This is a genomic window from Pseudomonas gebzensis (assembly GCF_034427815.1).
In the GTDB taxonomy this organism is placed as follows: domain Bacteria; phylum Pseudomonadota; class Gammaproteobacteria; order Pseudomonadales; family Pseudomonadaceae; genus Aquipseudomonas.
The window spans coordinates 75,043-96,684 of the sequence record NZ_JAXQNS010000005.1 but is presented as its reverse complement, the minus strand read 5'-3'; the positions used below and the strand labels follow the sequence as shown (position 1 = coordinate 96,684).

Here is a 21,642-nt window from a genome sequence, read left to right as displayed (position 1 = left end):
TGGCTCTTCTATGAAATCGTGCTCATCGGCGACAGACGATCGACGTGGCAACCAAACGGTCTTTCGCTAGACCCCGACGAACGATTGGATCAGGCCGGCTGCGCCGGCCCCACGGCTGCCACGCGATTCGTCCAGGCTCACGCAGCGCCAAGGCTGGCCCGGCGGCACTCCCCTACTCACCCGTTTTTCTCTGCGTGCACGCACGCAAGACAGCCCGCCTTGCACCGCACTAGCATCGTTGCCAGACCTGAAATGTCAGTAGGAGCAGTAGCGGATGCAAGCCTGGCGCACGATCAGCCTGTGGATGGACCAGCTCGACGAGCCCCTGGTCGCTCGACCGTCCCTGCCACACGACCTGGACGTCGATGTGTGCATCATCGGCGCCGGCTACACCGGCCTGTGGACGGCCTACTACCTCAAGCGCCAGGCGCCACATCTGCGTATCGCCATCCTCGAAGCCCAAACCGCAGGTTTCGGCGCTTCCGGGCGCAATGGCGGCTGGTTGATGGGCAACCTGCTCGGCGAAGACCGCCTGCTTGCCAGCCTCTCGGCGCAGCAGCGGCGAGACAGCATCGACCTGCTGCACGATATCCCCGATGAAGTGCAGCGCGTGCTGCAGCGCGAGGGCGTCGACTGCGATTACCGCAAGGCCGGCGTCATTTATTGCGCCGCCCGCTACCCGGAACAGGAACGCCATCTGCGCGCCTACCTCGACGACCTCTATCGCCAAGGCATGAACGAAGACGACTACTGCTGGCTGAAACCCGAGCAACTGGCCGGCCAGCTGCGTGCCAGCAATGCCTACGGCGCGCTCTTCAGCCCGCACGTGGCGACCCTCAACCCGGCCAAGCTTGTGCGCGGGCTGGCACGAGTGGTCGAGGGCCTGGGCGTCACGATCTACGAGAACACCCCGGCGCAGGACTGGGACACCGGCGAGGTCCGAACAGTCCAGGCGCGGGTGCGCTGCCAGTGGGTGGTGCCCGCCGTGGAAGGCTATGCCGCCAGCCTGCCGCCGCTGGGGCGTCATCAACTGCCGGTGCAAAGCCTGCTGGTGGCCACCGAACCGCTGCCCGCCTCGGCCTGGGAGCAGATTGGCCTGGGCCAGGGCCAGGCATTCAGCGAAGGCAGCCGGCAGGTGACCTACGGCCAGCGCACCCTCGACGACCGTCTGGTGTTCGGCGCCCGCGGTGGCTACCGCTTCGGCGGTCGGTTGCGGGAAGATTTCAACCTCAGCGAAGCCGAGGTGGAGCTGCGCCGCTACCTGTTCAGCGAGCTGTTCCCGCACCTCAAGCAGGTGCGCATCAGTCATTCGTGGGGCGGCAACCTGGGCATGGCGCGGCGCTTTCGCCCGCACATGCTTTGCGACCGCCAGCGCGGCCTGGCACTGGCCGGTGGCTATGGCGGCGAAGGCGTCGGCGCCAGCAACCTGGGCGGCCGCACCTTGGCCGCGTTGATCCTCGGCCAGCACAACGCCCTCACCGCCCAGCCCTGGGTGCACGACAACCGGCCACTGTCGAGCCTGGCCAGTTGGCCACCCGAACCGTGCCGCTGGTTGGGCTACAACGCGATCATCCAGAGTTTCGTCCTTGAGGACCGTGTCCTCGCCAACCCGGCCAGCCCGGCCTGGCGCCGCCGCCTGGCAAGGCGTCTGGCCGAATTCATGGAAGGCTTCATGCACTGAGTTGCACCCACTGTCACAGGAGACCCCGCAGCCATGAGCATCACCCAGTTCAAACACACCGAGCACGCTGTCCTGGAAACATCCAGTCCGGTTGCCGTCCCGCTGGGCGAGCCGGTGGCGGTGACTTCGGTCACCTGCGTCGAGCGCAGCGACGGCGTGGAAACCGGCATCTGGGAATGCACCCCCGGCCGCTGGCGGCGGCAGATCGTGCAACAGGAGTTCTGCCATTTCATCAAGGGCCGCTGCACCTTCACCCCCGATGGTGGCCAACCCGTTCTGGTCATAGAAGCCGGCGACGCCTTGCTGCTACCGGCCAACAGCACCGGCACCTGGGACATCCAGGAGACCGTGCGCAAGACCTATGTACTGATGTTCTGATCCGCTGATCGCCTGCCGTTCTTCAATAACAACAGACCCAGCAAGGTAAACCGGACATGCGCACACTCCTTATCGCTCCGCTGTTGCTCACCGCTGGCATGGTCAATGCCGCCGACTCGGTGAAGATCTACAACTGGTCCAGCTACATCGCGCCGGACACGCTGCAGAACTTCCAGAAGGCCACCGGCATCGTGCCCACGTATGACGTCTACGACAGCAACGAGACCCTCGACGGCAAGCTGATGACCGGCAACTCCGGCTATGACGTGGTGTTCCCTTCCAACCACTTCATGGCCCGGCAGATTCAGGGCAAGGCCCTGAAGCGGCTCGACAAGGCGCAACTGCCGAACTGGCAAAACCTGGACCCGCGCCTGCTCAAGGTGCTGGAGGTGAACGACCCGGGTAACCAGCACGGCTTCGCGTATCTGTGGGGCAGTACCGGCATCGGCTACAACATCGACAAGGTCAAGGCGGTACTGGGCGATAACGCGCCGCTGAACTCGTGGGACCTGATCTTCAAGCCCGAGTACCTGAGCAAGCTCAAACGCTGCGGCGTGGCCATGCTCGATAACGGCCCCGAGCTGCTACCCATCGCCCTCAACTACCTGGGCCTGCCGCACCACAGCCAGAAACCTGAAGACTATGAAAAGGCCAAGGCACTGCTGATGAACGTGCGGCCGTACATCAGCTACTTCCACTCCTCCAAGTACACCGGCGACCTGGCCAATGGCGATGTGTGTGTAGTGGTGGGCTTCTCTGGCGATGTTCTGCAGGCCAAGAACCGCGCCGAAGAGGCGAAGAACGGCGTGAAAGTGGGTTACTCGATCCCCAAGGAAGGCGCGCCGCTGTGGTTCGACATGGTTGCGATGCCAGTCGATGCGCCGGATGAGAAGCAGGCCTACGCCTACATGAACTACCTGCTGCAGCCTGAAGTGATGGCCAACATCAGCAACTCGGTGCAGTACGCCAATGGCAACGCCAAAGCCAATGCCCTGGTGGACACCGCGCTCACGCAGAACACCATGATCTACCCGAGCGACGATGTGATGAGCAAGCTGTTCGCGCTGGAATCGATGCCGGCGAAGATCGACCGTATCCGCACGCGGATCTGGACGAGCATCAAGTCAGGCAACTGATCACACACATGGGCAGCACCACTGCGACCTTACCCGCGTTTCTTCCAGGATGAGACGCGGACAGGAGACCGCGCTTGCTCCCAAAGTGAGACGCGGACAGGAGACTGCATCGACCTGCCCCCCGTAGTTCCGTGTAGGAGCGGCTACTGCCGCGATGGGCGGCAAAGCCGCCCCAGGAGCTGCAACCTGTATTTACGCATCATCCTGGAAGCGAGGATAACGCCGGCACCGCCGGCCCATCCGCCACAATGCCATCCGCCCAGCTTCATCGCATCGCCTGGATCAGGGCTGCTGCGCAGCCCATCGCGGCAATAGCCGCTTCTACAGGGTTGAGCGCCGCAGGGACTCAGTGATGCTCGCGCGTGGCGCGGAATTTCACATCGGGCCAGCGCTCTTCCATCAACGCCAGGTTCACCCGCGTTGGGGCCAGGTAGGTGAGATGGCCGCCGCCATCAATGGCCAGGTTCTCGATGGCCTTGTTCTCGAATTCCTCGAGCTTCTTCTTGTCATCGCAGGTGATCCAGCGCGCTGACCACACGGTGATCGGCTCGTAGGCGCACTCGACCTTGTATTCCTCTTTCAGGCGGCTGGCGACGACGTCGAACTGCAGCACACCGACGGCGCCGAGGATGATGTCGTTGCTGCGCTCGGGGAAGAACACCTGGGTGGCGCCCTCTTCGGCCAACTGCTGCAGGCCTTGGCGCAACTGCTTGGATTTGAGCGGGTCTTTGAGGCGCACGCGGCGGAACAGTTCGGGCGCAAAGTGTGGAATGCCGGTGAAACCGAGCACTTCACCTTCGCTGAAGGTGTCGCCGATCTGGATCGTGCCGTGGTTGTGCAGGCCGATGATGTCGCCGGCGTAGGCTTCTTCGAGCTGTTCGCGTTCGGACGAGAAGAACGTCAGCGCATCGCCAATGCGCAGGTCCTTGCCCAAGCGCACGTGGCGCATCTTCATGCCCTTCTCGTAGCGGCCCGAGCAGATCCGCATGAAGGCGATACGGTCGCGGTGCTTGGGGTCCATGTTGGCCTGGATCTTGAACACGAAACCGCTGAATTTCTCTTCGACCGGCTCCACGGTGCGCTCGTTGGCGACGCGCGCCAGCGGACGTGGGGCCCAGTCCACCACGGCGTCCAGCACGTGGTCGACGCCGAAGTTACCCAGCGCGGTGCCGAAGAACACCGGAGTCAGCTGGCCGTTGATGAACTCGTCCTGGTTGAACGCGTGGCAGGCGCCCTGCACCAGTTCCAACTGCTCGACGAAGCTGTCGTACTGGTCGCCCAGGTGCGCGCGGGCTTCATCGGAATCGAGCTTCTCGATGATCTTGACGTCGGTGCGCTCGTGACCATGGCCCGGGGTATAGACGATGATGTAGTCGCCGGTGAGGTGGTACACGCCCTTGAAGTCGCGGTAGCAGCCGATGGGCCAGGTGATGGGCGCCGCCTTGATTTTCAACACCGCTTCGATTTCATCGAGCAGCTCGATGGGGTCGCGGATATCGCGGTCGAGCTTGTTGATGAAGCTCACGATCGGCGTGTCGCGCAGGCGGCACACGTCCATCAGGGCGATGGTCCGCGGCTCGACACCCTTACCGCCGTCGAGCACCATCAACGCGGAGTCGACGGCAGTCAGGGTGCGGTAGGTATCTTCGGAGAAGTCTTCGTGACCGGGGGTGTCGAGCAGGTTGATCATCTGCTCGCGGTAGGGGAACTGCATCACCGAAGTGGTGATGGAGATACCGCGCTGCTTCTCCATTTCCATCCAGTCGGAGGTGGCGTGGCGGTCGGACTTGCGCGACTTCACGGTACCGGCGACGGCAATGGCCTTGCCCATCAGCAAGAGCTTCTCGGTGATGGTGGTCTTACCGGCGTCGGGGTGGGAGATGATAGCGAAAGTGCGGCGCTTCGCGACTTCGGCGGCCTGATGGGTCATGGGAAATCGCCTGACTCGAGGATGAAAAAAGGGGCCGTATCATACCTGATCTCGTGCCGGGACCAAAGCTGGGCATTTGCCAATCCTCGCCCACGACCCGGCGCCAAGGGACCGACTGCCGCTCGCACAGGCCGGGGCCGGGCAAGGTCTGGAGAACAGGCTGAACGGCAGTGTTTTCAATGGCTAGAGCCGTATCATGACCATGTTTTGTCTGGCATTGATGACCGATGGCAGGTGATAAACGCTGGCCACAGGCCCCTTTACGTGGGAACCTCTCCCCCTTCGAAGACGTTCACTCCCCTTGCGCAGACTGCGTTTCAGGGCTGGCACCACCTGCTTCACAAGCCTGACGAGGCTTGGCTCATGGCGTGATTTGCCGCCCTCCCCAGGCGCCACGCTGCTACTCGCGAACCCACCGCCTACCGCCAGCAATGGCCGGCTTCACAGCGGTGCGTTCGCCGACCAGAAAAGGAGTCCACCTGTGGCTGAACGCTACGGAAAAGGGCTGTTGGGATGGGCCACCGTGCTGATCATCCTGGCCCTGCTGATCCACTGGATCGGCCTCGATACCCTCGCCCGCTACCGGGGCGATCTCGGTTTCTATCTGCAAGCGCACCTGGTACTGGTTCTGGCTTCGATGGCGGCGGCGCTGGCCGTGGGCATCCCGGCCGGCATTGCCTTGAGTCGACCGCACCGGGTCGACAAAGCCGAGCGCTTCATGCAGTTCTTCAACGTTGGCAACACCATTCCTCCCCTGGCCGTCCTGGCCATCGCGCTCAGCGTACTGGGCATCGGCGCGGGTCCTGCGATCTTCGCCCTGTTCCTCGCCTCGCTGCTGCCCATCGTGCGCAACACCTATGAAGGCCTGAAAAACGTCCCCGCTTCGCTCAAGGAAGCTGCCACCGGCATCGGCATGACGCCACGCCAGCAGCTCTGGCAGGTCGAGCTGCCCAATGCCGTGCCGATCATCGTCGGCGGCGTGCGCGTCGCCCTGGCGCTGAACGTGGGCACTGCGCCCCTGTCGTTCCTGATCGGCGCGAACAGCCTGGGCAGCCTGATCTTCCCCGGCATCGCCCTGAACAATCAGCCGCAATTGCTGCTGGGCGCCGCGTGTACCGCGCTGCTGGCGCTGTTGCTCGATGCGCTGGTGAGCTTTTCCAGCCGCCGCTGGCTGGAACGCGGCCTGGCCCGATAAAACGAGGATGCCCATGAAACGAACCATCGCCTTGCTGCTGGGCGCGGCCCTGCTGTTCGCAGGATTTGCCCAGGCTGCCGAAAAACCGCTGATCCGCATCGGCGCGCGGGTCTTCACCGAGCAGACCGTGCTGGCCGAGATCACCGCGCAATACTTGCGCGCCCACGGCTTCGACGTCCGTATCACCTCGGGCCTGGGCAGCAACATCGCCCGTCAGGCCCAGGAAACCGGCCAGCTCGACATGCTCTGGGAATACACCGGGGTGTCGCTGGTGTCGTACAACCATGTCGAGGAGCGCCTGCCCAGCCCTGAAGCCACCTACGCCAAGGTCAAGCAGCTGGATGCGCAGAAAGGCCTGACCTGGCTGACGCCGTCGAAATTCAGCAACACCTACGCGCTGGGGCTGCCGCAGAAGGTGGCCGAGGCGTACCCACAGATCAACAGCATCAGCGATCTGACACGTGCGCTGCACGAGGCGTCCGGGCGCCACCACCTGGTTGCCCTCGACACCGAGTTCGCCAACCGCCCCGATGGCCTGGTGGGCCTGCGCGAGCTGTATGACATGCCGCTCGATCGTCGCAACATCCGCCAGATGGACAGCGGCCTGGTCTACACCGCCATGCGCAACAATCAAGTGTTCGCAGGGCTGGTCTACACCACCGACGGCCGCCTGAACGCCTTCCACCTCAAGCTGCTCGAAGACGACCTGCACTACTTCCCCGACTACACCGCGGCACCCGTGCTGCGCGCTGAGGTGCTCAAGGCCAACCCGCAACTGGCCGCGCTGCTCAAGCCGTTGGCCGAAGCGCTCGACGACCAGACCATGCGCACGCTCAACGCCCAGGTCGATGTCGAGCATCAGAGCCCGACCCGTGTGGCCGCCGCCTTCCTGCGAGACCATCCCCTGAGCGAGGCCAAGCCATGAACTTCCTCGATACCTTCACCCACCTGGACTGGGCGCAAGTCCTGCACCTGACCTGGCAGCACATCACCCTGGTCGGCGTCGCGGTGACGCTGGCGATCGTCGTCGGCGTGCCGCTGGGCATTCTGATGACGCGCTTCCCCGCCGTCGCCGGCCCCGTGCAAGCCGGCGCCACCGTGCTGCTGACGGTGCCGGCGATTGCCCTGTTCGGCCTGCTGCTGCCGTTCTATTCCAAGTTCGGCCAGGGCCTGGGCCCGTTGCCGGCGATCACGGCGGTGTTTCTCTATTCACTGCTGCCGATTCTGCGCAACACCTACCTGGCCCTGACCAGCGTCGAGCCGGGTATCCGTGAAGCGGCGCGCGGCATCGGCATGACCTTCAGCCAGCGCCTGCGCATGGTCGAGCTGCCGATTGCCGTGCCGGTGATCCTGGCCGGTGTGCGCACCGCCGTGGTGATGAACATCGGCGTGATGACCATCGCCGCGACCATCGGCGCCGGGGGTCTGGGCGTACTGATCCTGACGTCCATCAGCCGCAGCGACATGTCGATGCTGGTGGTCGGTGCTGTGCTGGTCAGCCTGCTGGCCATCCTCGCCGACCTGCTTCTGCAAACCCTGCAACGTGCCCTGACTCCAGAAGGACTGCGCTCATGATCGAACTGAAAAACCTCAGCAAAACCTTCACCGCCAACGGTAAAGAGATCAAGGCCGTCGACGCCGTGAACCTGACCGTCAACGAAGGCGAGATCTGCGTGTTCCTCGGGCCTTCGGGCTGCGGCAAGAGCACCACCTTGAAGATGATCAACCGGCTGATCGTGCCCACCGGCGGCCAGGTGTTCATCAATGGCGAAGACACCACCGGGCTGGATGAGGTGACGCTGCGCCGGCACATCGGTTACGTGATCCAGCAGATCGGCCTGTTCCCGAACATGACCATCGAGGAAAACATCACCGTGGTGCCGCGCCTGCTGGGCTGGGACAAGCAGCGCTGCCATGATCGCGCCCGCGAACTGATGAGCATGATCAAGCTCGAACCCAAGCAGTACCTGCAGCGCTATCCGCGCGAGCTGTCCGGTGGCCAGCAGCAGCGCATCGGTGTGATCCGGGCACTTGCCGCCGATGCCCCGGTGTTGCTCATGGACGAGCCGTTCGGTGCGGTCGACCCGATCAACCGCGAGATGATCCAGAACGAGTTCTTCGAGATGCAGCGGGCCCTGAACAAGACCGTGATCATGGTCAGCCATGACATCGACGAAGCCATCAAGCTGGGTGACAAGATCGCCATCTTCCGCGCCGGCAAGCTGCTGCAGCTCGATCACCCCGACACCCTGCTGGCCCACCCGGCCGACGAGTTCGTCAGCAACTTCGTGGGCCAGGACAGCACGCTCAAGCGCCTGTTGCTGGTCAAGGCCGAAGACGCCGCCGACAACGCGCCGTCGGTGAGCCCGGAAACGCCGGTGGCCGACGCGCTGGAGCTGCTCGACGAGCACGACCGCCGCTACGTGGTGGTGACCGACGCCGACAACAAGGCCCTGGGCTATGTGCGCCGCCGCGACATGCACCGCCAGCAAGGGACCTGCGGCGACTTCCTGCGACCCTTCAATGCCACGGCATCCTTCGACGAGCACCTGCGCATCCTGTTGTCGCGCATGTACGAGTTCAACCGCGCCTGGCTGCCGGTGCTCGATGCCGAACAGGTGTTCCTGGGCGAGGTCACGCAGGAATCCATCGCCGCCTACCTGAGCTCGGGCCGTTCGCGCGGGGCGAAGACTTGCATCGTGTCGCCGGCCGAGGCGGTTTCGTAAGTCGTTAACAAAAAATTTATGGCCGATCGTCTGCGCGTCCGAGCAGGCGCTCGTGGCCATAAATATGCACAGTGTAAGAGGGTCTTCAGTCGCGATGGGCTGCGCAGCAGCCCCCATCCAGCCAGCGCAGGGTCCACGTGGTAACGCATTTGCCGGGTTGGGCCGACTGCGTCGGTCATCGCGGCTGAAGTCGCTCCTGCAGTGCCCCTTCCACAATATTTAACGCTTGCCCCTCCCACCGGAACACCCGCCCGCCAAGCCAGTCGGTCACTCAGGACGCGGGCCCGATTCGCCTGTTGATTCCACGGTCCCCACGCCCTACAGTGCGCGCCGAACGCCCATGCTGGAAACGATCCATCCGGCTCGAACCTGCGCCGTCCAAGGCTGCGGCGAGCCAATCAAAGTGGGGATACGGAGGACGTTCGTTCACAGCCACTTATCCATTCCGTTTGCCCATGGAGTCCCTGAGTATGTCGATTCAAGTCGAAGACTATTTCGCACGTGACACTTTCACCAAGATGAAGGCGTTCGCCGACAAGCAGGAAACCCCGTTCGTGGTCATCGACACCCAGATGATCAGCCAGGCCTACGACGACCTGCGCGCCGGGTTCGAATTCGCCAAGGTCTATTACGCGGTCAAAGCCAACCCTGCCGTCGAGATCATCGACCTGCTCAAGGAAAAAGGCTCGAACTTCGACATCGCCTCGATCTACGAGCTGGACAAGGTGATGAACCAGGGCGTGAGTGCCGACCGCATCAGCTACGGCAACACCATCAAGAAGTCCAAGGACATCCGCTATTTCTTCGAGAAGGGTGTGCGCCTGTACGCCACCGACTCCGAAGCCGACCTGCGCAACATTGCCAAGGCTGCACCGGGTTCGAAAGTGTATGTGCGGATTCTCACCGAAGGCTCCACCACCGCTGACTGGCCACTGTCGCGCAAGTTCGGCTGCCAGACCGACATGGCCATGGACTTGCTGATTCTGGCCCGTGACCTCGGCCTGGTGCCCTACGGCATCTCCTTCCACGTCGGTTCGCAACAGCGCGACATCAGCGTGTGGGACGCAGCGATTGCCAAGGTCAAGGTGATCTTCGAGCGCCTGAAGGAAGAAGACGGCATCGAGCTGAAACTGATCAACATGGGCGGCGGCTTCCCGGCCAACTACATTACCCGCACCAACAGCCTGGAAACCTACGCCGAAGAGATCATCCGCTTCCTCAAGGAAGACTTCGGCGACGACTTGCCGGAAATCATTCTGGAGCCAGGTCGCTCGCTGATCGCCAACGCCGGCATTCTGGTCAGCGAAGTGGTGCTGGTCGCGCGCAAGTCGCGCACTGCGGTCGAGCGCTGGGTATACACCGACGTGGGCAAGTTCTCTGGCCTGATCGAAACCATGGACGAATCCATCAAGTTCCCGATCTGGACCGAGAAGAAGGGCGAGATGGAAGAAGTGGTCATCGCCGGTCCCACCTGCGACAGCGCCGACATCATGTACGAGCACTACAAGTACGGCCTGCCGCTGAACCTGGCCATCGGTGACCGCCTGTACTGGCTGTCGACCGGCGCCTACACCACCAGCTACAGCGCGGTGGAATTCAACGGCTTCCCGCCGCTGAAGGCGTTTTACGTCTGAGGGTGCTGTAAAGCGGCGCTGCCTGCCTGACGTCTCCAGCGTGGCGACCGGGCAGGCACCGCGCTGTCGCGCACCGCACTGGTTGAACCTGCTCGATTCAAGCAGTTTTTTTTTGCACCTCGGTACCGCGAGCGGCGCTGCTCAAAACTCCAAGCTGAAGCTGTCTGCATCCAGATTGGCCGGAAATCGGCTGCGATAGGCCGCCAGTTCCGCCGCGCGCAACTCGATCATGAACACCCCGTCCGCTTCCCCAGCGCTCAGCAGGCTTTCCCCCTGGAAGTCCAGTACCTGGCTGTCACCGGTATAGGCAAAGCCCTTGCCGTCGGTGCCCACGCAATTCACCGCCGCGACGAAACACAGGTTTTCGATGGCCCGTGCAGGTAGCAAACGATTCCAATGCAAACGCCGCGCTGCCGGCCAGTTGGCGGTGTACAGCAGCAGGTCGGTGTCCGACGCATCGCGGCTCCACACCGGGAAGCGCAGGTCGTAGCAGATCAGCGGGCGGATGCGCCATCCCTTGAGCTCGAACTGCACCTGGCGCTCGCCAGGGGTGTAGTGCTTGTGTTCGCCGGCCATGCGGAACAGGTGGCGCTTATCGTAGTGCAGCACCTCACCATCCGGGCGCGCCCACAGCAGGCGGTTGCGGTGGCTGCCGTCAGCGGCACGGATGATCACACTGCCGGTCACCACGGCGCCGAGTTTCTTCGCCTGGGCCTTCAGCCATTTGCTGGTCGGGCCGTTCTCAGGCTCGGCCAGGCGCTCTGACTCCATGGAAAACCCGGTGGTGAACATTTCCGGAAGCACGATCAGGTCAGCCCCTGCGGCCTGCTGCAGCAACGTCTCGAAATGCTCGTAATTGGCCTGGCGGTCCTGCCAGGCCAGGCGGGTCTGCACCAGAGCGATGTTCAGGTCAGGCAATTGGCTCAGATCGCGCATAGTTTCTCCGCCGCGTGTTGCAGCGTCTCCTCACGTTTGGCGAAGCACAGGCGAAGCAGCCGTTGCTCGGCGATAGGTTGCTGGTAGAACACCGATACCGGAATGCTGGCCACGCCATGTTCACGGGTCAGCCACACGGCCATGTCGACATCGTTGAGGTCGGGGCGAATCGCTGAGTAGTCGACCAGCTGGAAATAGGTGCCGGGGGTACGGGTGAAGCGAAAGCGCGAACCTTGCAGCAGGTCGCAGAACAGGTCGCGCTTGGCCTGGTAGAACGCCGGCAGTTGCTCGAGGTGTTCGGGCTGGTCGGCCATGAAATCGGCCAGCGCGTACTGCAAGGGCGTCACGCCGCAGAAGTTGACGTACTGGTGCACCTTGCGCAGCTCAAGGCTCAGCGCCGGCGGCGCGATCACATAGCCGGTCTTCCAGCCGGTCACGTGGTAGCTCTTGCCAAACGAGCTGACCACGAAGGCCCGCGCATAGAGCTGCTCATGGGCGAGCACGCTGGCATGGCGGGCACCGTCGTAGACCAGGTGCTCGTAGACCTCGTCGCTGATCACGTAGAGGTCGCGCTCGGCAGTCAACCGCGCCAACTGGTCGAGGTCTTCGCGGGTGATCAGCGCGCCGCTGGGGTTGTGCGGAGCATTGAGGATCACCAACCGGGTGCGTGGACTCAAGGCATCGGCGAAGGCCTGCCAATCGATACGAAAATCGTCACCGCTCAGCTGCAGGTGCACGCACTGTCCGCCGGCAAGCGTCACCGCCGGCGCGTAGGCGTCGTAACAGGGGTCGAACACGATGGCTTCGTCACCGGCCTGGATCACGGCCTGGATGGCGCAGAAAATCGCCTCGGTGGCGCCCGGGGTGATGGTCACCTCAAGCTCCGCATCGACCGTCACGCCGTAATGCCGCGCAACCTTGCAGGCCACTTGCTCGCGCAAGGCCGCCAGGCCGATCATCGGCGCGTACTGGTTATGACCCGCTGCCACGTGCCGGCCCACCGCGTCGAGCAGTGCCAGCGGCGCGTTGAAATCCGGAAAGCCCTGAGACAGGTTCACGGCACCGGTCTGCGCGGCCAACTGCGACATGGTGGTGAAAATCGTGGTGCCAACGTTCGGCAGTTTGCTGCGGATCATGTAGCCCTCTTCCTACGGGTCTGAAGGCTATAAGCTACAAGCTCTGGGCCATAAGAAAAAGCGGCATGGATCACTCCATGCCGCTTTCTTGTGCCTCGACGCGCAACCGGGTCAGCGTTTGTCGCGGCGCTTCTTCTCGGCTTTCTTATGGTGCGACATCAAGCGGCGCTTCTTGTTGACCTGGCGGTCGGTGAGGGTGTTCTTCTTGCCCTCGAACGGGTTCTCGCCGCCCTTGTATTCGATGCGGATCGGCGTACCCACCAGCTTGAGCACGCGCCGGTAGGTGTTTTCCAGGTAACGCGAGTACGAACGTGGAATCTTCTCGGTCTGGTTACCGTGGATCACGATCAGCGGCGGGTTGGCACCACCCAGGTGGGCGTAGCGCAGCTTGATCCGACGACCGTTGACCAGCGGCGGCTGGTGCTCGCTGATGGCGTCTTCGAGGATCTGCGTGAGGCGGCTGGTCGGCCAGCGGGTGACCGCCGACTTGAACGCGGCCTGCACCGACTTGTACAGGTTGCCCACGCCAGTGCCGTGCAGCGCCGAGATGAAGTGGATGTCAGCGAAGTCGACGAAGAACAGCCGGCGTTCCAGCTCGGTCTTGACGTAGTCACGCTCACCCGGCTCCATGCCGTCCCACTTGTTCAGGGCAATGACGATGGCCCGACCCGCTTCGAGGGCAAAGCCCAGCAGGTTGAGGTCATGGTCGACAACGCCTTCGCGGGCATCCATGACGAAGACCACGACGTTGGCGTCCTTGATCGCCTGCAGCGTCTTGACCACCGAGAATTTTTCGACTTCCTCGTGGATCTTGCCGCGTCGACGCACACCGGCGGTGTCGATGAAGGTGTACTTCTCGCCATCACGCTCGAAGGGAATGTAGATGCTGTCGCGAGTGGTGCCCGGCTCGTCATAGACCACCACGCGCTCTTCGCCGAGCATGCGGTTGACCAGCGTCGACTTGCCCACGTTGGGGCGGCCGATGATGGCGATCTTGATGCCATCCTTTTCGCTCGGGCCCGGAATGCGCACCGCCTCTTCGCCTTCGGCGACGTCGGCATCGAGCGCTTCTTCTTCGGCGTCGCGAGGAATGTGGCCCAGTACCGACTCCATCAGCGCGCTCATGCCGCGGCCCTGGGCACCGGCGACCGGCACCGCATTGCCCATGCCCAGCGGCGAGAACTCGGCGCGGGCGACGTCGGCATCGATGTTGTCGATCTTGTTGGCGACCAGGATGGCGGCCTTGTTACGTTTGCGCAGGTGCTCGGCGATCATCTGATCGGCCGCGGTCATGCCGGCGCGGGCATCGACCAGGAACAGCACATAGTCGGCTTCTTCGATGGCCAGCAGCGACTGCTCGGCCATCTTCTCGTCCATGCCCACTTCATCACCGGTGATACCACCGGTGTCGACGAGGATGTACGAACGACCCTGCCAGCTGGCATCGCCATACTGGCGGTCACGGGTCAGCCCCGACAGGTCCCCGACAATGGCGTCGCGGGTCTTGGTCAGGCGGTTGAACATGGTGGACTTGCCGACGTTCGGCCGCCCTACCAAGGCGATTACGGGAACCATGCGGCTCTCCAATGGTGAATTCTTGAAAATGCAAAGGCCGCTGCAGGGCAGCGGCCGGAGTTCGTGCGGCGCTCGAAGCGCCGCGACTCAAGGTCGGCGAGACCTTGAGCATAGCGTCAGCGGACGGTCAGTGCCTCGAGCTTGCCGCTGTTGCCGTAGACATAAATGGTATCGCCGACCACCAAGGGGCGGGCGCGCACGCCATCGCTGTCGATCCGCTCGCGGCCGACGAAGCGACCATCGACCTGGCTGAGCAGGTGCAGGTAGCCTTCGAAGTCGCCCACGGCGATGTAGCTGGAGAACACTTCCGGAGCCGACAGTTGCCGACGCGCCATGCTGTCGTTGCTCCACAGCGAGCTGGAGGAACGCTCATCGACGCTTTCGACCGTACCGGAGGCTTCGCTCACATAGACGTTGCCAAAGCCCTGGGCGACACCGACGTAGCTGGAGGCATCGCGCTGCCAGAGCACGCGGCCGCTTTCCAGATCCAGACCGGCAACCCGGCCCTGGTAGGTGCTGACGTACAGCGTACCGCCGGACAGCAGCAAGCCGCCGTCGATATCCACCACGCGGTCCAGTTCGGAACGGCCTTGTGGCACCGCCACTCGGCTTTCCCAGACCGGTACGCCATTCTGGATGTCGACCGCGACCACTTTACCGCTCGACAGGCCAGCGATGGCCAGACGGTTGGTAACGACTGGCGCGCCAGTGCCACGCAGGGTCAGCACGGCCGGGGAGCTTTCATAGATCCAGCGGCGCTCGCCGGTGGCGGCGTCCAGGCCGATCAGGCGATCGTCCTGGGTTTGCACCACCACCACGTCACCGTTGTTGGCGGGCGGCGCCAGCACTTCGCTGCTCACCCGCGAGCGCCAGCGCTCCTTGCCCGAGCTGGCGTCCAGGGCAATGACCTCACCCTTGAGCGTGCCCAGCGTCAGCAGGCCGTAGCCCACGCCGACTGCACCGGAAACCGGCAGGTCGAGGTCTTTTTCCCAGGCCACATCGCCGGTGAGGCGATTCAGCGCATACACCTCGCCGGTCACGTCGGCGGCGAAGATGCGGTCGTTCTCGATAGCCGGTACCAGCGTGTTGTACTTCTCACCCTGGCCTTCACCGATCGAACGGCTCCACAGCTTCTTCAGTACCACTTCCTCGTTGAACTGGGTCAGTTCGGCCGGGGGTAGTTCCTTCTTGCTGTTGCTGCTGCAACCCGCGGCCAGAACGGCCAGGGTCAGCACTGCTGCTTGTTTCCAACCGATCACGTCACGCGTCCCCTTTGGCCAAGTCGTCCAGCTTCAATTGCAGTCCACCGGTCGCGGCGTCATCGGACATCGCGGCCTTGGCCTTTTGATAGGCGCCGTGCGCGTCATCGGCACGTCCCAGTTGCACCAGCAGGTCACCCTTGAGCTCCTCACGGCTGGCGAGGAAGGCCTTGTCGGCATCACCGTCGAGCAGCTTGAGGGCTTCTTCTGCCTTGTCTTGCGCCGCGAGTACACGGGCCAGACGCTGACGCGAGATTTCACCCAGGGTGGCATCGGCCGGCTTGTCCATCACGCCCTTGAGCTCGGACGCAGCGTCGTCGAGTTTACCGCTCTCGACCGCGACCTTGGCCACGAACAGGCTGCCGTATTGCGCGTAAGGCGTGCCGCCGAAGTCACTCTTGAGCTTGCCGGCCAGTTCGGCCACCTTCGCCGTGTCCGGTGTACCGGTCGGGGTCAGGGTGGTTTCCAGCAGCGCCTGGTACAATCCCGAGGCGCCCTGGGACTGATTGGTCTGGTATTTGTGCCAGGCCTGCCAGCCCATCACCACCGCAGCGGCGAGCAAGGCGCCGGTGAGCAACGGCTTGCCGCTGCGGTTCCACCAGTCCTTGGCGCCAGCCAGGCCATCATCATCGATACTCGACACCCCAATACTCCTTCTCAGCAATTCGGCAGTTGAACCGCATCACGCCTGCGCGATAGCGGTTTCCAGGTGCTCGGCCAGAGCATCCCAGGCAATATTCTGTTGTTCGCCCTGGCCACGCAGGGGCTTGAAGCCAACCACTTCGGCGGCCAGCTCGTCTTCGCCCAGAATCAGCGCGAACAGCGCGCCACTCTTGTCGGCTTTCTTGAACTGGCTCTTGAAGCTGCCGGCACCGGCGTTGACCGCCAGGCGCAGCGAGGGCAGCTGGTCGCGCAGGCGTTCGGCCAGGCGCAGGCCGGCAAGCTCGCCCTGCTCGCCAAACGCGCACAGGTAGACATCGATCTGTCGGCTGATGGCGGCAGGCACCTTGTCCAGTGTCTGCAGGAGCAGGATCAAGCGCTCGATACCCATGGCGAAACCCACGCCAGGGGTCGGTTTGCCGCCCATCTGCTCGACCAGGCCATCGTATCGACCACCCGCGCACACCGTGCCCTGGGCGCCGAGCTTGTCGGTGACCCATTCGAAGACGGTCTTGCTGTAGTAGTCCAGGCCACGCACCAGCTTGGTGTTGATCACGAAGGGAATCCCGGCCGCATCGAGTCGGGCTTTGAGGCCCTCGAAGTGAATGCGCGACGCTTCGTCGAGATAGTCTTCGAGCTTCGGCGCGTCGGTGAGCACCGCTTGAGTGCCTGCATCCTTGCTGTCGAGCACCCGCAACGGGTTGCTCTTCAGACGACGCTGGCTGTCTTCGTCAAGCTGGTCGAGGCGCGCGGAAAGAAACGCCACCAGCGCATCGCGATACCGGGCGCGGGCCTCGCTGGTGCCCAGGCTGTTCAGCTCGAGGGTGACCGCATCGCGGATACCCAGTTGGCCCCACAAGCGCCAGCTGAGCATGATCAGTTCGGCATCCACGTCCGGCCCATCGAGGTTGAACACCTCAACGCCGATCTGATGGAACTGCCGATAGCGGCCTTTCTGCGGACGTTCATGGCGGAACATCTGACCGATGTACCAGAGCTTCTGCACCTGGCCATTGCCGGTGATGCCATGTTCGAGAACGGCGCGCACGCACGCAGCGGTGCCTTCAGGGCGCAAGGTCAACGAGTCGCCGTTGCGGTCTTCGAAGGTGTACATCTCTTTTTCGACGATATCCGTCACTTCGCCGATCGAGCGCTTGAACAGCTCGGTGAACTCGACGATGGGCGTACGGATCTGGCTATAGCCGTACCCGTCCAGCAGGCTGGCCACGGTGCCTTCGAAGTAGCGCCACAAGGGCGACTGGTCAGGCAGGATGTCGTTCATGCCACGAATGGCTTGCAGCGATTTGCTCACGGAAAGTCCTTACGAATCTGTTTCTCAGCCACGGGCGATCAGTGCCGCGTCGGCGTCGGCTTTTTCGGCCGCTTTCTGGCGGATGAGCCTTTCCAGCTCCTCGACCAGGTTGTCATTGTTCAGTTTCTGCGCCGGCTTGCCGTCGATGTACACCAGGTTCGGCGTGCCGCCAGTGAGGCCGACATGCGCCTCCTTGGCCTCGCCCGGACCGTTGACCACGCAACCGATCACGGCCACGTCCATCGGCACCAACAGATCTTCCAGGCGCCCTTCCAGCTCGTTCATGGTCTTGACCACATCGAAGTTCTGCCGCGAGCAGCTCGGGCAGGCGATGAAGTTGATGCCACGCGAACGCAAGCGCAGGGACTTGAGAATGTCGTAACCGACCTTCACTTCCTCGACCGGGTCAGCAGCCAGGGAAATGCGGATGGTGTCGCCGATGCCTTCGGCCAGCAGCATACCGAGGCCTACGGCAGATTTCACTGTTCCTGAACGCAGGCCACCGGCTTCGGTGATACCCAGATGCAAAGGCTGGATGATCTGCTTGGCCAATTGACGGTAGGCATCGACCGCCATGAACACGTCCGAGGCCTTGACGCTGACTTTGAAATCCTGGAAATCGAGGCGATCGAGGTGCTCGACATGGCGCAAGGCCGACTCGACCAACGCCGCGGGCGTGGGCTCGCCGTATTTCTTCTGCAAGTCTTTTTCCAGCGAACCGGCGTTGACACCGATGCGGATCGGGATACCGCGATCACGCGCCGCATCGACCACGGCACGCACGCGGTCTTCGCGACCGATGTTGCCCGGGTTGATGCGCAGGCAGTCGACGCCCAGCTCAGCCACGCGCAGTGCAATGCGGTAATCGAAATGAATGTCGGCCACCAGCGGCACGCTGACCAGCTGCTTGATACGGCCGAACGCTTCGGCAGCGTCCATGTCCGGCACCGAGATGCGCACGATGTCCACGCCCGCATCGACCAAGCGCTGGATCTGCGCCACGGTGGCGGCCACATCGTTGGTGTCGGTGTTGGTCATGCTCTGCACGGCAATGGGCGCATCGCCGCCTACCGCTACATTGCCGACCCAGATTTTCCGGGATTCGCGACGTTTGATCGGAGATTCGCCGTGCATTGCTTACTGTCCCAACTTGAGGCGAGCAGTCTCGCCACTGGTGAACGGTGCCAGGTTGACTGCCTGACCGTTGTAGCTGACCTGCGCGCCACGGGCGAAGCCCAGGCGCACGGCGAAGGGCGGCTTGCCGCTCAGTTCAAGGGTATCGCCCTTGCGCTTGACCGAGCTGGTGAGCACCTTGCCGTTGCCGTCCGTGACCTGGGCCCAGCAGTCGGCGACGAAGGTGATTGCAACCTTGCCGGTGCCAGCAGGCGCGGCAGCGGTTTCTTCGCGCACTGGGGCAGTGCTGCTGGCGGCCGCGCTGGCTGGCGTTGCGGGCGCAACGGCGCCCGACGCAGCGGCGCCCGGTACAGTCGCAGCCGGCGCAGTGACGGGCGCAGTGGCAGACGGCTGATGGGTCGAGGCGGCAGGCGCGGCCTCTTCGGTGGCACCTTGTTCGGCAGGCGACTGCAACGCAAGCGCCGTGGATTCAGGTTGCTGCGCGGCCGATACGGCCTGGTCTTCGGGCTCGTCGAGCGGATGGATCTGCGTGGTGCCGTCGGCGCTTTCGACCTCGACGTGCTCCAGTGCCATCTTGGTCAGGTCCTTGCCGCGCAGGCTGCCCTGATCCTGCCACCAGACGAAACCGCCACCGACCACGGCCACCAGCACCAGCAGGCTGACGCCACGCAGGATGTTCTGGGACAAGCGTCGTGGCTCTTCGATACGTCCCAGCGAATGAACGTCGCTGCCCTTGGCGTTGGACCCGGTGACCTGATCGAAGGCCGCGACCAGCGGAGCCTGGTCCAGGTCCATCAACTTGGCATAGGCCCGAATGTAGCCGCGAGCAAAGGTGTGCCCCGGCAGCTTGTCGAACGCCCCGGTTTCAAGGTTGTTCAGCGAAGTGATCGTAAGGTTGAGTCTGCGAGCGACCTCGGTCTGCGACCAGCCGCGGTGCTCACGCGCCTGGCGCAAGGTTTCCCCGGGATTCTGGTGGGTCGCTGATGCTGATTCGGGATACGCGGCGTTCATCATTGCTCCGACAGGTATTGCTGATATTCCGGCGTACCCGGATAAAGTCGTTGTAGTTGCTGGCCCAGCTGCGCTGCATCGACTTCTTCGGGGAAGAGTCGGGCAATACGCGTACCCAGCAGCAGGCTGCGGGCATCGTGGTCGCTCAGTTGGCTGAAACGATTGTAGTAATCGCGGGCCGGCACATAATGCCTGTTTTCGTAGGACAACTCAGCCATTTCCAACAATGCGTTGGGCTGACGCGGATTGAGTTGCAGCGCCTTTTTCAGATGAAGGTGCGCCTGGTCACGGTCACCTTGCCTGAGGGCCGTCAAGCCGAGGTTTTCGTAAACCCGTGAACGCTGAGGATACAGGGTATCGCCGACTGCTTGGCGAAACATCTGTTCGGCCCGTGGAAAATCGCCTTGAGCGTAGAGGAACGAGCCGTAGTTATTGCGAATGCGCGTATCGGCCGGTCGCTGCTGCAATGCCGCGCGAAAGTGCTCGTCGGCGAGCGCTGGTTCGTCCTGGGCCTGAAACACCATCGCCAATGCGGCCTGGGCATCGGCACTGCTGCTGTCAATGGCCAGGGCCCGACCCAACGGCGCCTTGGCCTCTTCGCTCAGCCCTTGCTGAAGATAGCCCAGGCCCAGCTGGACATACGCCTGCACGGCCTGCGCACGCCCCTCGCGGGTGGCCAGGGGGTCGCTTGCGCCGCTCGATACGCAGCCAGCGAGCAGCGTAAAGGCGAAGATCGACAACACGGCGCGCAGGCTCATGAGCAGGTTCCGGTCAGTGACGCACAGCGCTGTCTGGCAGCTCGGCATCGTTCGCGATCTGACGCACGGCGATGTACCGCTCACTGCGCCGGGTGCGGTCCATGACCTGACCGACCAGCTGCCCGCACGCCGCATCGATGTCTTCGCCGCGGGTGGTGCGGGTGGTGACGTTGTAGCCGGCGTGGTGCAGCAGGTCCTGGAAGCGGCGGATGGCGTTGTTGCTCGGCCGTTCATAACCCGAATGCGGGAACGGGTTGAAGGGGATCAGGTTGATCTTGCACGGCACGTCGCGCAGCAGCTCGATCATCTCGGTGGCATGCTGTGGCTGATCGTTCACGTCCTTGAGCAGGGTGTACTCGACGGTCAGCACGCGTTTGCCGCCCAGGGTGGACATGTAGCCCATGCAGGACTCGAGCAGCACCTTCAACGGATACTTCTTGTTGATCGGAACCAGCTGGTTGCGCAGCGCATCGTTCGGTGCGTGCAGCGACAGGGCCAGGGACACATCGATGTGCTTGGCCAGTTCGTCGATCATGGGCACCACACCCGAGGTGGACAGGGTGACGCGGCGCTTGGAAATGCCATAGCCCAGATCGTCCATCATGATCTTCATGGCGGCGATGACATTGTCGAAATTGAGCAACGGCTCACCCATGCCCATCATCACCACGTTGGTAATCGCGCGGTCGACTTTGGCGGGAATGGTGCCGAAGGATTTGTTCGCAAGCCACACCTGACCGATGACTTCGGCGGCAGTGAGGTTGCTGTTGAAGCCTTGTTTGCCCGTGGAGCAGAAGCTGCAGTCCAGGGCGCAACCGGCTTGCGACGAGACGCACAAGGTGCCGCGGTCGTCGGTCGGAATGTAGACGGTTTCGACGCAGCTGCCGGAGGCAACGCGGATCACCCACTTGCGGGTGCCGTCTGTGGAAATGTCTTCGCTGACCACTTCCGGTGGCCGAATTTCGGCAACGGCCTCGAGCTTTTCACGCAAGGCCTTGCCGACATTCGTCATGGCGGCGAAGTCGTCGACGCCAAAGTGGTGAATCCATTTCATCACCTGACCGGCGCGGAAGCGCTTCTCTCCGATCGAATCGAAGAACTGTTCCATTTCCTGCTGAGTCAGACCCAGCAAGTTGATTTTGCCAACAGATGTCGTCATGGATTCACCTTCACTCGTAAGC

General features: G+C 63.1%; 19 protein-coding genes. 8 read left to right on the top strand and 11 right to left on the bottom strand.

The features are described 5' to 3' along the window. Positions 1-274 precede the first annotated feature (274 nt). Genes SJI00_RS11320 through SJI00_RS11310 form a run of 3 tightly spaced genes read left to right on the top strand, consistent with a single transcriptional unit; the run spans position 275 to position 3,195 of the window. Positions 275-1,681, top strand: coding sequence for an NAD(P)/FAD-dependent oxidoreductase (locus tag SJI00_RS11320; RefSeq protein ID WP_322461800.1), 1,407 nt, complete (start codon positions 275-277; stop codon positions 1,679-1,681). A gap of 33 nt (positions 1,682-1,714) precedes the next feature. Beyond that, complete coding sequence (locus SJI00_RS11315; protein ID WP_322461799.1) at positions 1,715-2,059, top strand: cupin domain-containing protein; 345 nt, start codon at positions 1,715-1,717, stop codon at positions 2,057-2,059. Between the two features lie 56 nt (positions 2,060-2,115). Continuing rightward, positions 2,116-3,195 carry a polyamine ABC transporter substrate-binding protein gene (locus SJI00_RS11310; RefSeq protein ID WP_322461798.1) on the top strand — a complete coding sequence of 360 codons (1,080 nt, stop codon included), beginning with the start codon at positions 2,116-2,118 and terminating at the stop codon, positions 3,193-3,195. Between the two features lie 346 nt (positions 3,196-3,541). Here the strand turns inward: SJI00_RS11310 and SJI00_RS11305 are convergent, their stop codons facing one another. Further along, on the bottom strand, positions 3,542-5,125 hold the full coding sequence (locus SJI00_RS11305) for a peptide chain release factor 3 (protein ID WP_322461797.1): 1,584 nt from the start codon (positions 5,123-5,125) through the stop codon (positions 3,542-3,544). Between the two features lie 481 nt (positions 5,126-5,606). Between SJI00_RS11305 and SJI00_RS11300 the strand changes: the two genes are divergently transcribed. From SJI00_RS11300 to SJI00_RS11280, 5 genes are all read left to right on the top strand, one after another. Further along, positions 5,607-6,320 (top strand): ABC transporter permease, encoded by a 714-nt coding sequence (locus tag SJI00_RS11300; RefSeq protein WP_322461796.1) that lies wholly within the window; start codon positions 5,607-5,609, stop codon positions 6,318-6,320. Between the two features lie 13 nt (positions 6,321-6,333). Then, on the top strand, positions 6,334-7,245 hold the full coding sequence (locus tag SJI00_RS11295; RefSeq protein ID WP_322461795.1) for a glycine betaine ABC transporter substrate-binding protein: 912 nt from the start codon (positions 6,334-6,336) through the stop codon (positions 7,243-7,245). After that, a complete protein-coding gene (locus SJI00_RS11290; protein WP_322461794.1) occupies positions 7,242-7,895 on the top strand; it encodes an ABC transporter permease in 654 nt (217 codons plus the stop codon). The genes SJI00_RS11295 and SJI00_RS11290 overlap by 4 nt, the downstream gene beginning before the upstream one ends. Next, on the top strand, positions 7,892-9,046 hold the full coding sequence (locus SJI00_RS11285; protein WP_322461793.1) for an osmoprotectant ABC transporter ATP-binding protein OsmV: 1,155 nt from the start codon (positions 7,892-7,894) through the stop codon (positions 9,044-9,046). Before SJI00_RS11290 ends, SJI00_RS11285 begins: the two co-directional genes overlap by 4 nt. Positions 9,047-9,516: 470 nt before the next feature. After that, on the top strand, positions 9,517-10,680 hold the full coding sequence (locus SJI00_RS11280) for a type III PLP-dependent enzyme (RefSeq protein ID WP_322461792.1): 1,164 nt from the start codon (positions 9,517-9,519) through the stop codon (positions 10,678-10,680). A 141-nt stretch (positions 10,681-10,821) separates the two neighbouring features. Here SJI00_RS11280 and SJI00_RS11275 read toward each other — a convergent pair whose 3' ends face one another. The 10 genes from SJI00_RS11275 to rlmN all read right to left on the bottom strand — a co-directional run bounded on the left by SJI00_RS11275 (position 10,822) and on the right by rlmN (position 21,620). After that, on the bottom strand, positions 10,822-11,616 hold the full coding sequence (locus tag SJI00_RS11275) for an amidohydrolase (RefSeq protein ID WP_322461791.1): 795 nt from the start codon (positions 11,614-11,616) through the stop codon (positions 10,822-10,824). Beyond that, entirely contained in the window at positions 11,604-12,752 is a 1,149-nt protein-coding gene (locus tag SJI00_RS11270; protein WP_322461790.1) for a pyridoxal phosphate-dependent aminotransferase, read from the bottom strand. The genes SJI00_RS11275 and SJI00_RS11270 overlap by 13 nt, the downstream gene beginning before the upstream one ends. Before the next feature lie 111 nt (positions 12,753-12,863). Next, the gene (gene der, locus SJI00_RS11265; RefSeq protein WP_322461789.1) at positions 12,864-14,327 is read right to left on the bottom strand and encodes a ribosome biogenesis GTPase Der; all 1,464 of its coding nucleotides are present in this window, start codon (positions 14,325-14,327) and stop codon (positions 12,864-12,866) included. Positions 14,328-14,443: 116 nt separating this feature from the next. Continuing rightward, positions 14,444-15,586 (bottom strand): outer membrane protein assembly factor BamB, encoded by a 1,143-nt coding sequence (gene bamB, locus SJI00_RS11260; RefSeq protein ID WP_322461788.1) that lies wholly within the window; start codon positions 15,584-15,586, stop codon positions 14,444-14,446. Between the two features lies 1 nt (position 15,587). Further along, the gene (locus SJI00_RS11255; protein WP_322461787.1) at positions 15,588-16,229 is read right to left on the bottom strand and encodes a tetratricopeptide repeat protein; all 642 of its coding nucleotides are present in this window, start codon (positions 16,227-16,229) and stop codon (positions 15,588-15,590) included. Positions 16,230-16,268: 39 nt separating this feature from the next. Further along, positions 16,269-17,558 carry a histidine--tRNA ligase gene (hisS, locus tag SJI00_RS11250; RefSeq protein WP_322461786.1) on the bottom strand — a complete coding sequence of 430 codons (1,290 nt, stop codon included), beginning with the start codon at positions 17,556-17,558 and terminating at the stop codon, positions 16,269-16,271. Positions 17,559-17,582: 24 nt separating this feature from the next. Beyond that, a complete protein-coding gene (gene ispG / locus SJI00_RS11245; RefSeq protein WP_322461785.1) occupies positions 17,583-18,692 on the bottom strand; it encodes a flavodoxin-dependent (E)-4-hydroxy-3-methylbut-2-enyl-diphosphate synthase in 1,110 nt (369 codons plus the stop codon). Between the two features lie 3 nt (positions 18,693-18,695). Then, complete coding sequence (locus SJI00_RS11240; RefSeq protein WP_322461784.1) at positions 18,696-19,703, bottom strand: RodZ family helix-turn-helix domain-containing protein; 1,008 nt, start codon at positions 19,701-19,703, stop codon at positions 18,696-18,698. Then, the gene (gene pilW, locus SJI00_RS11235; protein ID WP_322461783.1) at positions 19,703-20,461 is read right to left on the bottom strand and encodes a type IV pilus biogenesis/stability protein PilW; all 759 of its coding nucleotides are present in this window, start codon (positions 20,459-20,461) and stop codon (positions 19,703-19,705) included. The genes SJI00_RS11240 and pilW overlap by 1 nt, the downstream gene beginning before the upstream one ends. Positions 20,462-20,474: 13 nt before the next feature. Beyond that, complete coding sequence (rlmN, locus tag SJI00_RS11230) at positions 20,475-21,620, bottom strand: dual-specificity RNA methyltransferase RlmN (RefSeq protein WP_322461782.1); 1,146 nt, start codon at positions 21,618-21,620, stop codon at positions 20,475-20,477. Between the last annotated feature and the right edge of the window lie 22 nt (positions 21,621-21,642).

What these genes read in the sequence shown, in the direction of transcription:
- SJI00_RS11280 (WP_322461792.1), top strand. Translation starts at nt 9,517, where the DNA reads ATGTCGATTCAAGTCGAAGACTATTTCGCACGTGACACTTTCACCAAG.
- SJI00_RS11315 (WP_322461799.1), top strand. Translation starts at nt 1,715, where the DNA reads ATGAGCATCACCCAGTTCAAACACACCGAGCACGCTGTCCTGGAAACA.
- ispG (WP_322461785.1), bottom strand. Translation starts at nt 18,692, where the DNA reads ATGCACGGCGAATCTCCGATCAAACGTCGCGAATCCCGGAAAATCTGG.
- der (WP_322461789.1), bottom strand. Translation starts at nt 14,327, where the DNA reads ATGGTTCCCGTAATCGCCTTGGTAGGGCGGCCGAACGTCGGCAAGTCC.
- SJI00_RS11310 (WP_322461798.1), top strand. Translation starts at nt 2,116, where the DNA reads ATGCGCACACTCCTTATCGCTCCGCTGTTGCTCACCGCTGGCATGGTC.
- SJI00_RS11275 (WP_322461791.1), bottom strand. Translation starts at nt 11,616, where the DNA reads ATGCGCGATCTGAGCCAATTGCCTGACCTGAACATCGCTCTGGTGCAG.
- SJI00_RS11285 (WP_322461793.1), top strand. Translation starts at nt 7,892, where the DNA reads ATGATCGAACTGAAAAACCTCAGCAAAACCTTCACCGCCAACGGTAAA.
- SJI00_RS11305 (WP_322461797.1), bottom strand. Translation starts at nt 5,125, where the DNA reads ATGACCCATCAGGCCGCCGAAGTCGCGAAGCGCCGCACTTTCGCTATC.
- pilW (WP_322461783.1), bottom strand. Translation starts at nt 20,461, where the DNA reads ATGAGCCTGCGCGCCGTGTTGTCGATCTTCGCCTTTACGCTGCTCGCT.
- SJI00_RS11320 (WP_322461800.1), top strand. Translation starts at nt 275, where the DNA reads ATGCAAGCCTGGCGCACGATCAGCCTGTGGATGGACCAGCTCGACGAG.
- SJI00_RS11290 (WP_322461794.1), top strand. Translation starts at nt 7,242, where the DNA reads ATGAACTTCCTCGATACCTTCACCCACCTGGACTGGGCGCAAGTCCTG.
- SJI00_RS11270 (WP_322461790.1), bottom strand. Translation starts at nt 12,752, where the DNA reads ATGATCCGCAGCAAACTGCCGAACGTTGGCACCACGATTTTCACCACC.
- SJI00_RS11295 (WP_322461795.1), top strand. Translation starts at nt 6,334, where the DNA reads ATGAAACGAACCATCGCCTTGCTGCTGGGCGCGGCCCTGCTGTTCGCA.
- rlmN (WP_322461782.1), bottom strand. Translation starts at nt 21,620, where the DNA reads ATGACGACATCTGTTGGCAAAATCAACTTGCTGGGTCTGACTCAGCAG.
- SJI00_RS11240 (WP_322461784.1), bottom strand. Translation starts at nt 19,703, where the DNA reads ATGAACGCCGCGTATCCCGAATCAGCATCAGCGACCCACCAGAATCCC.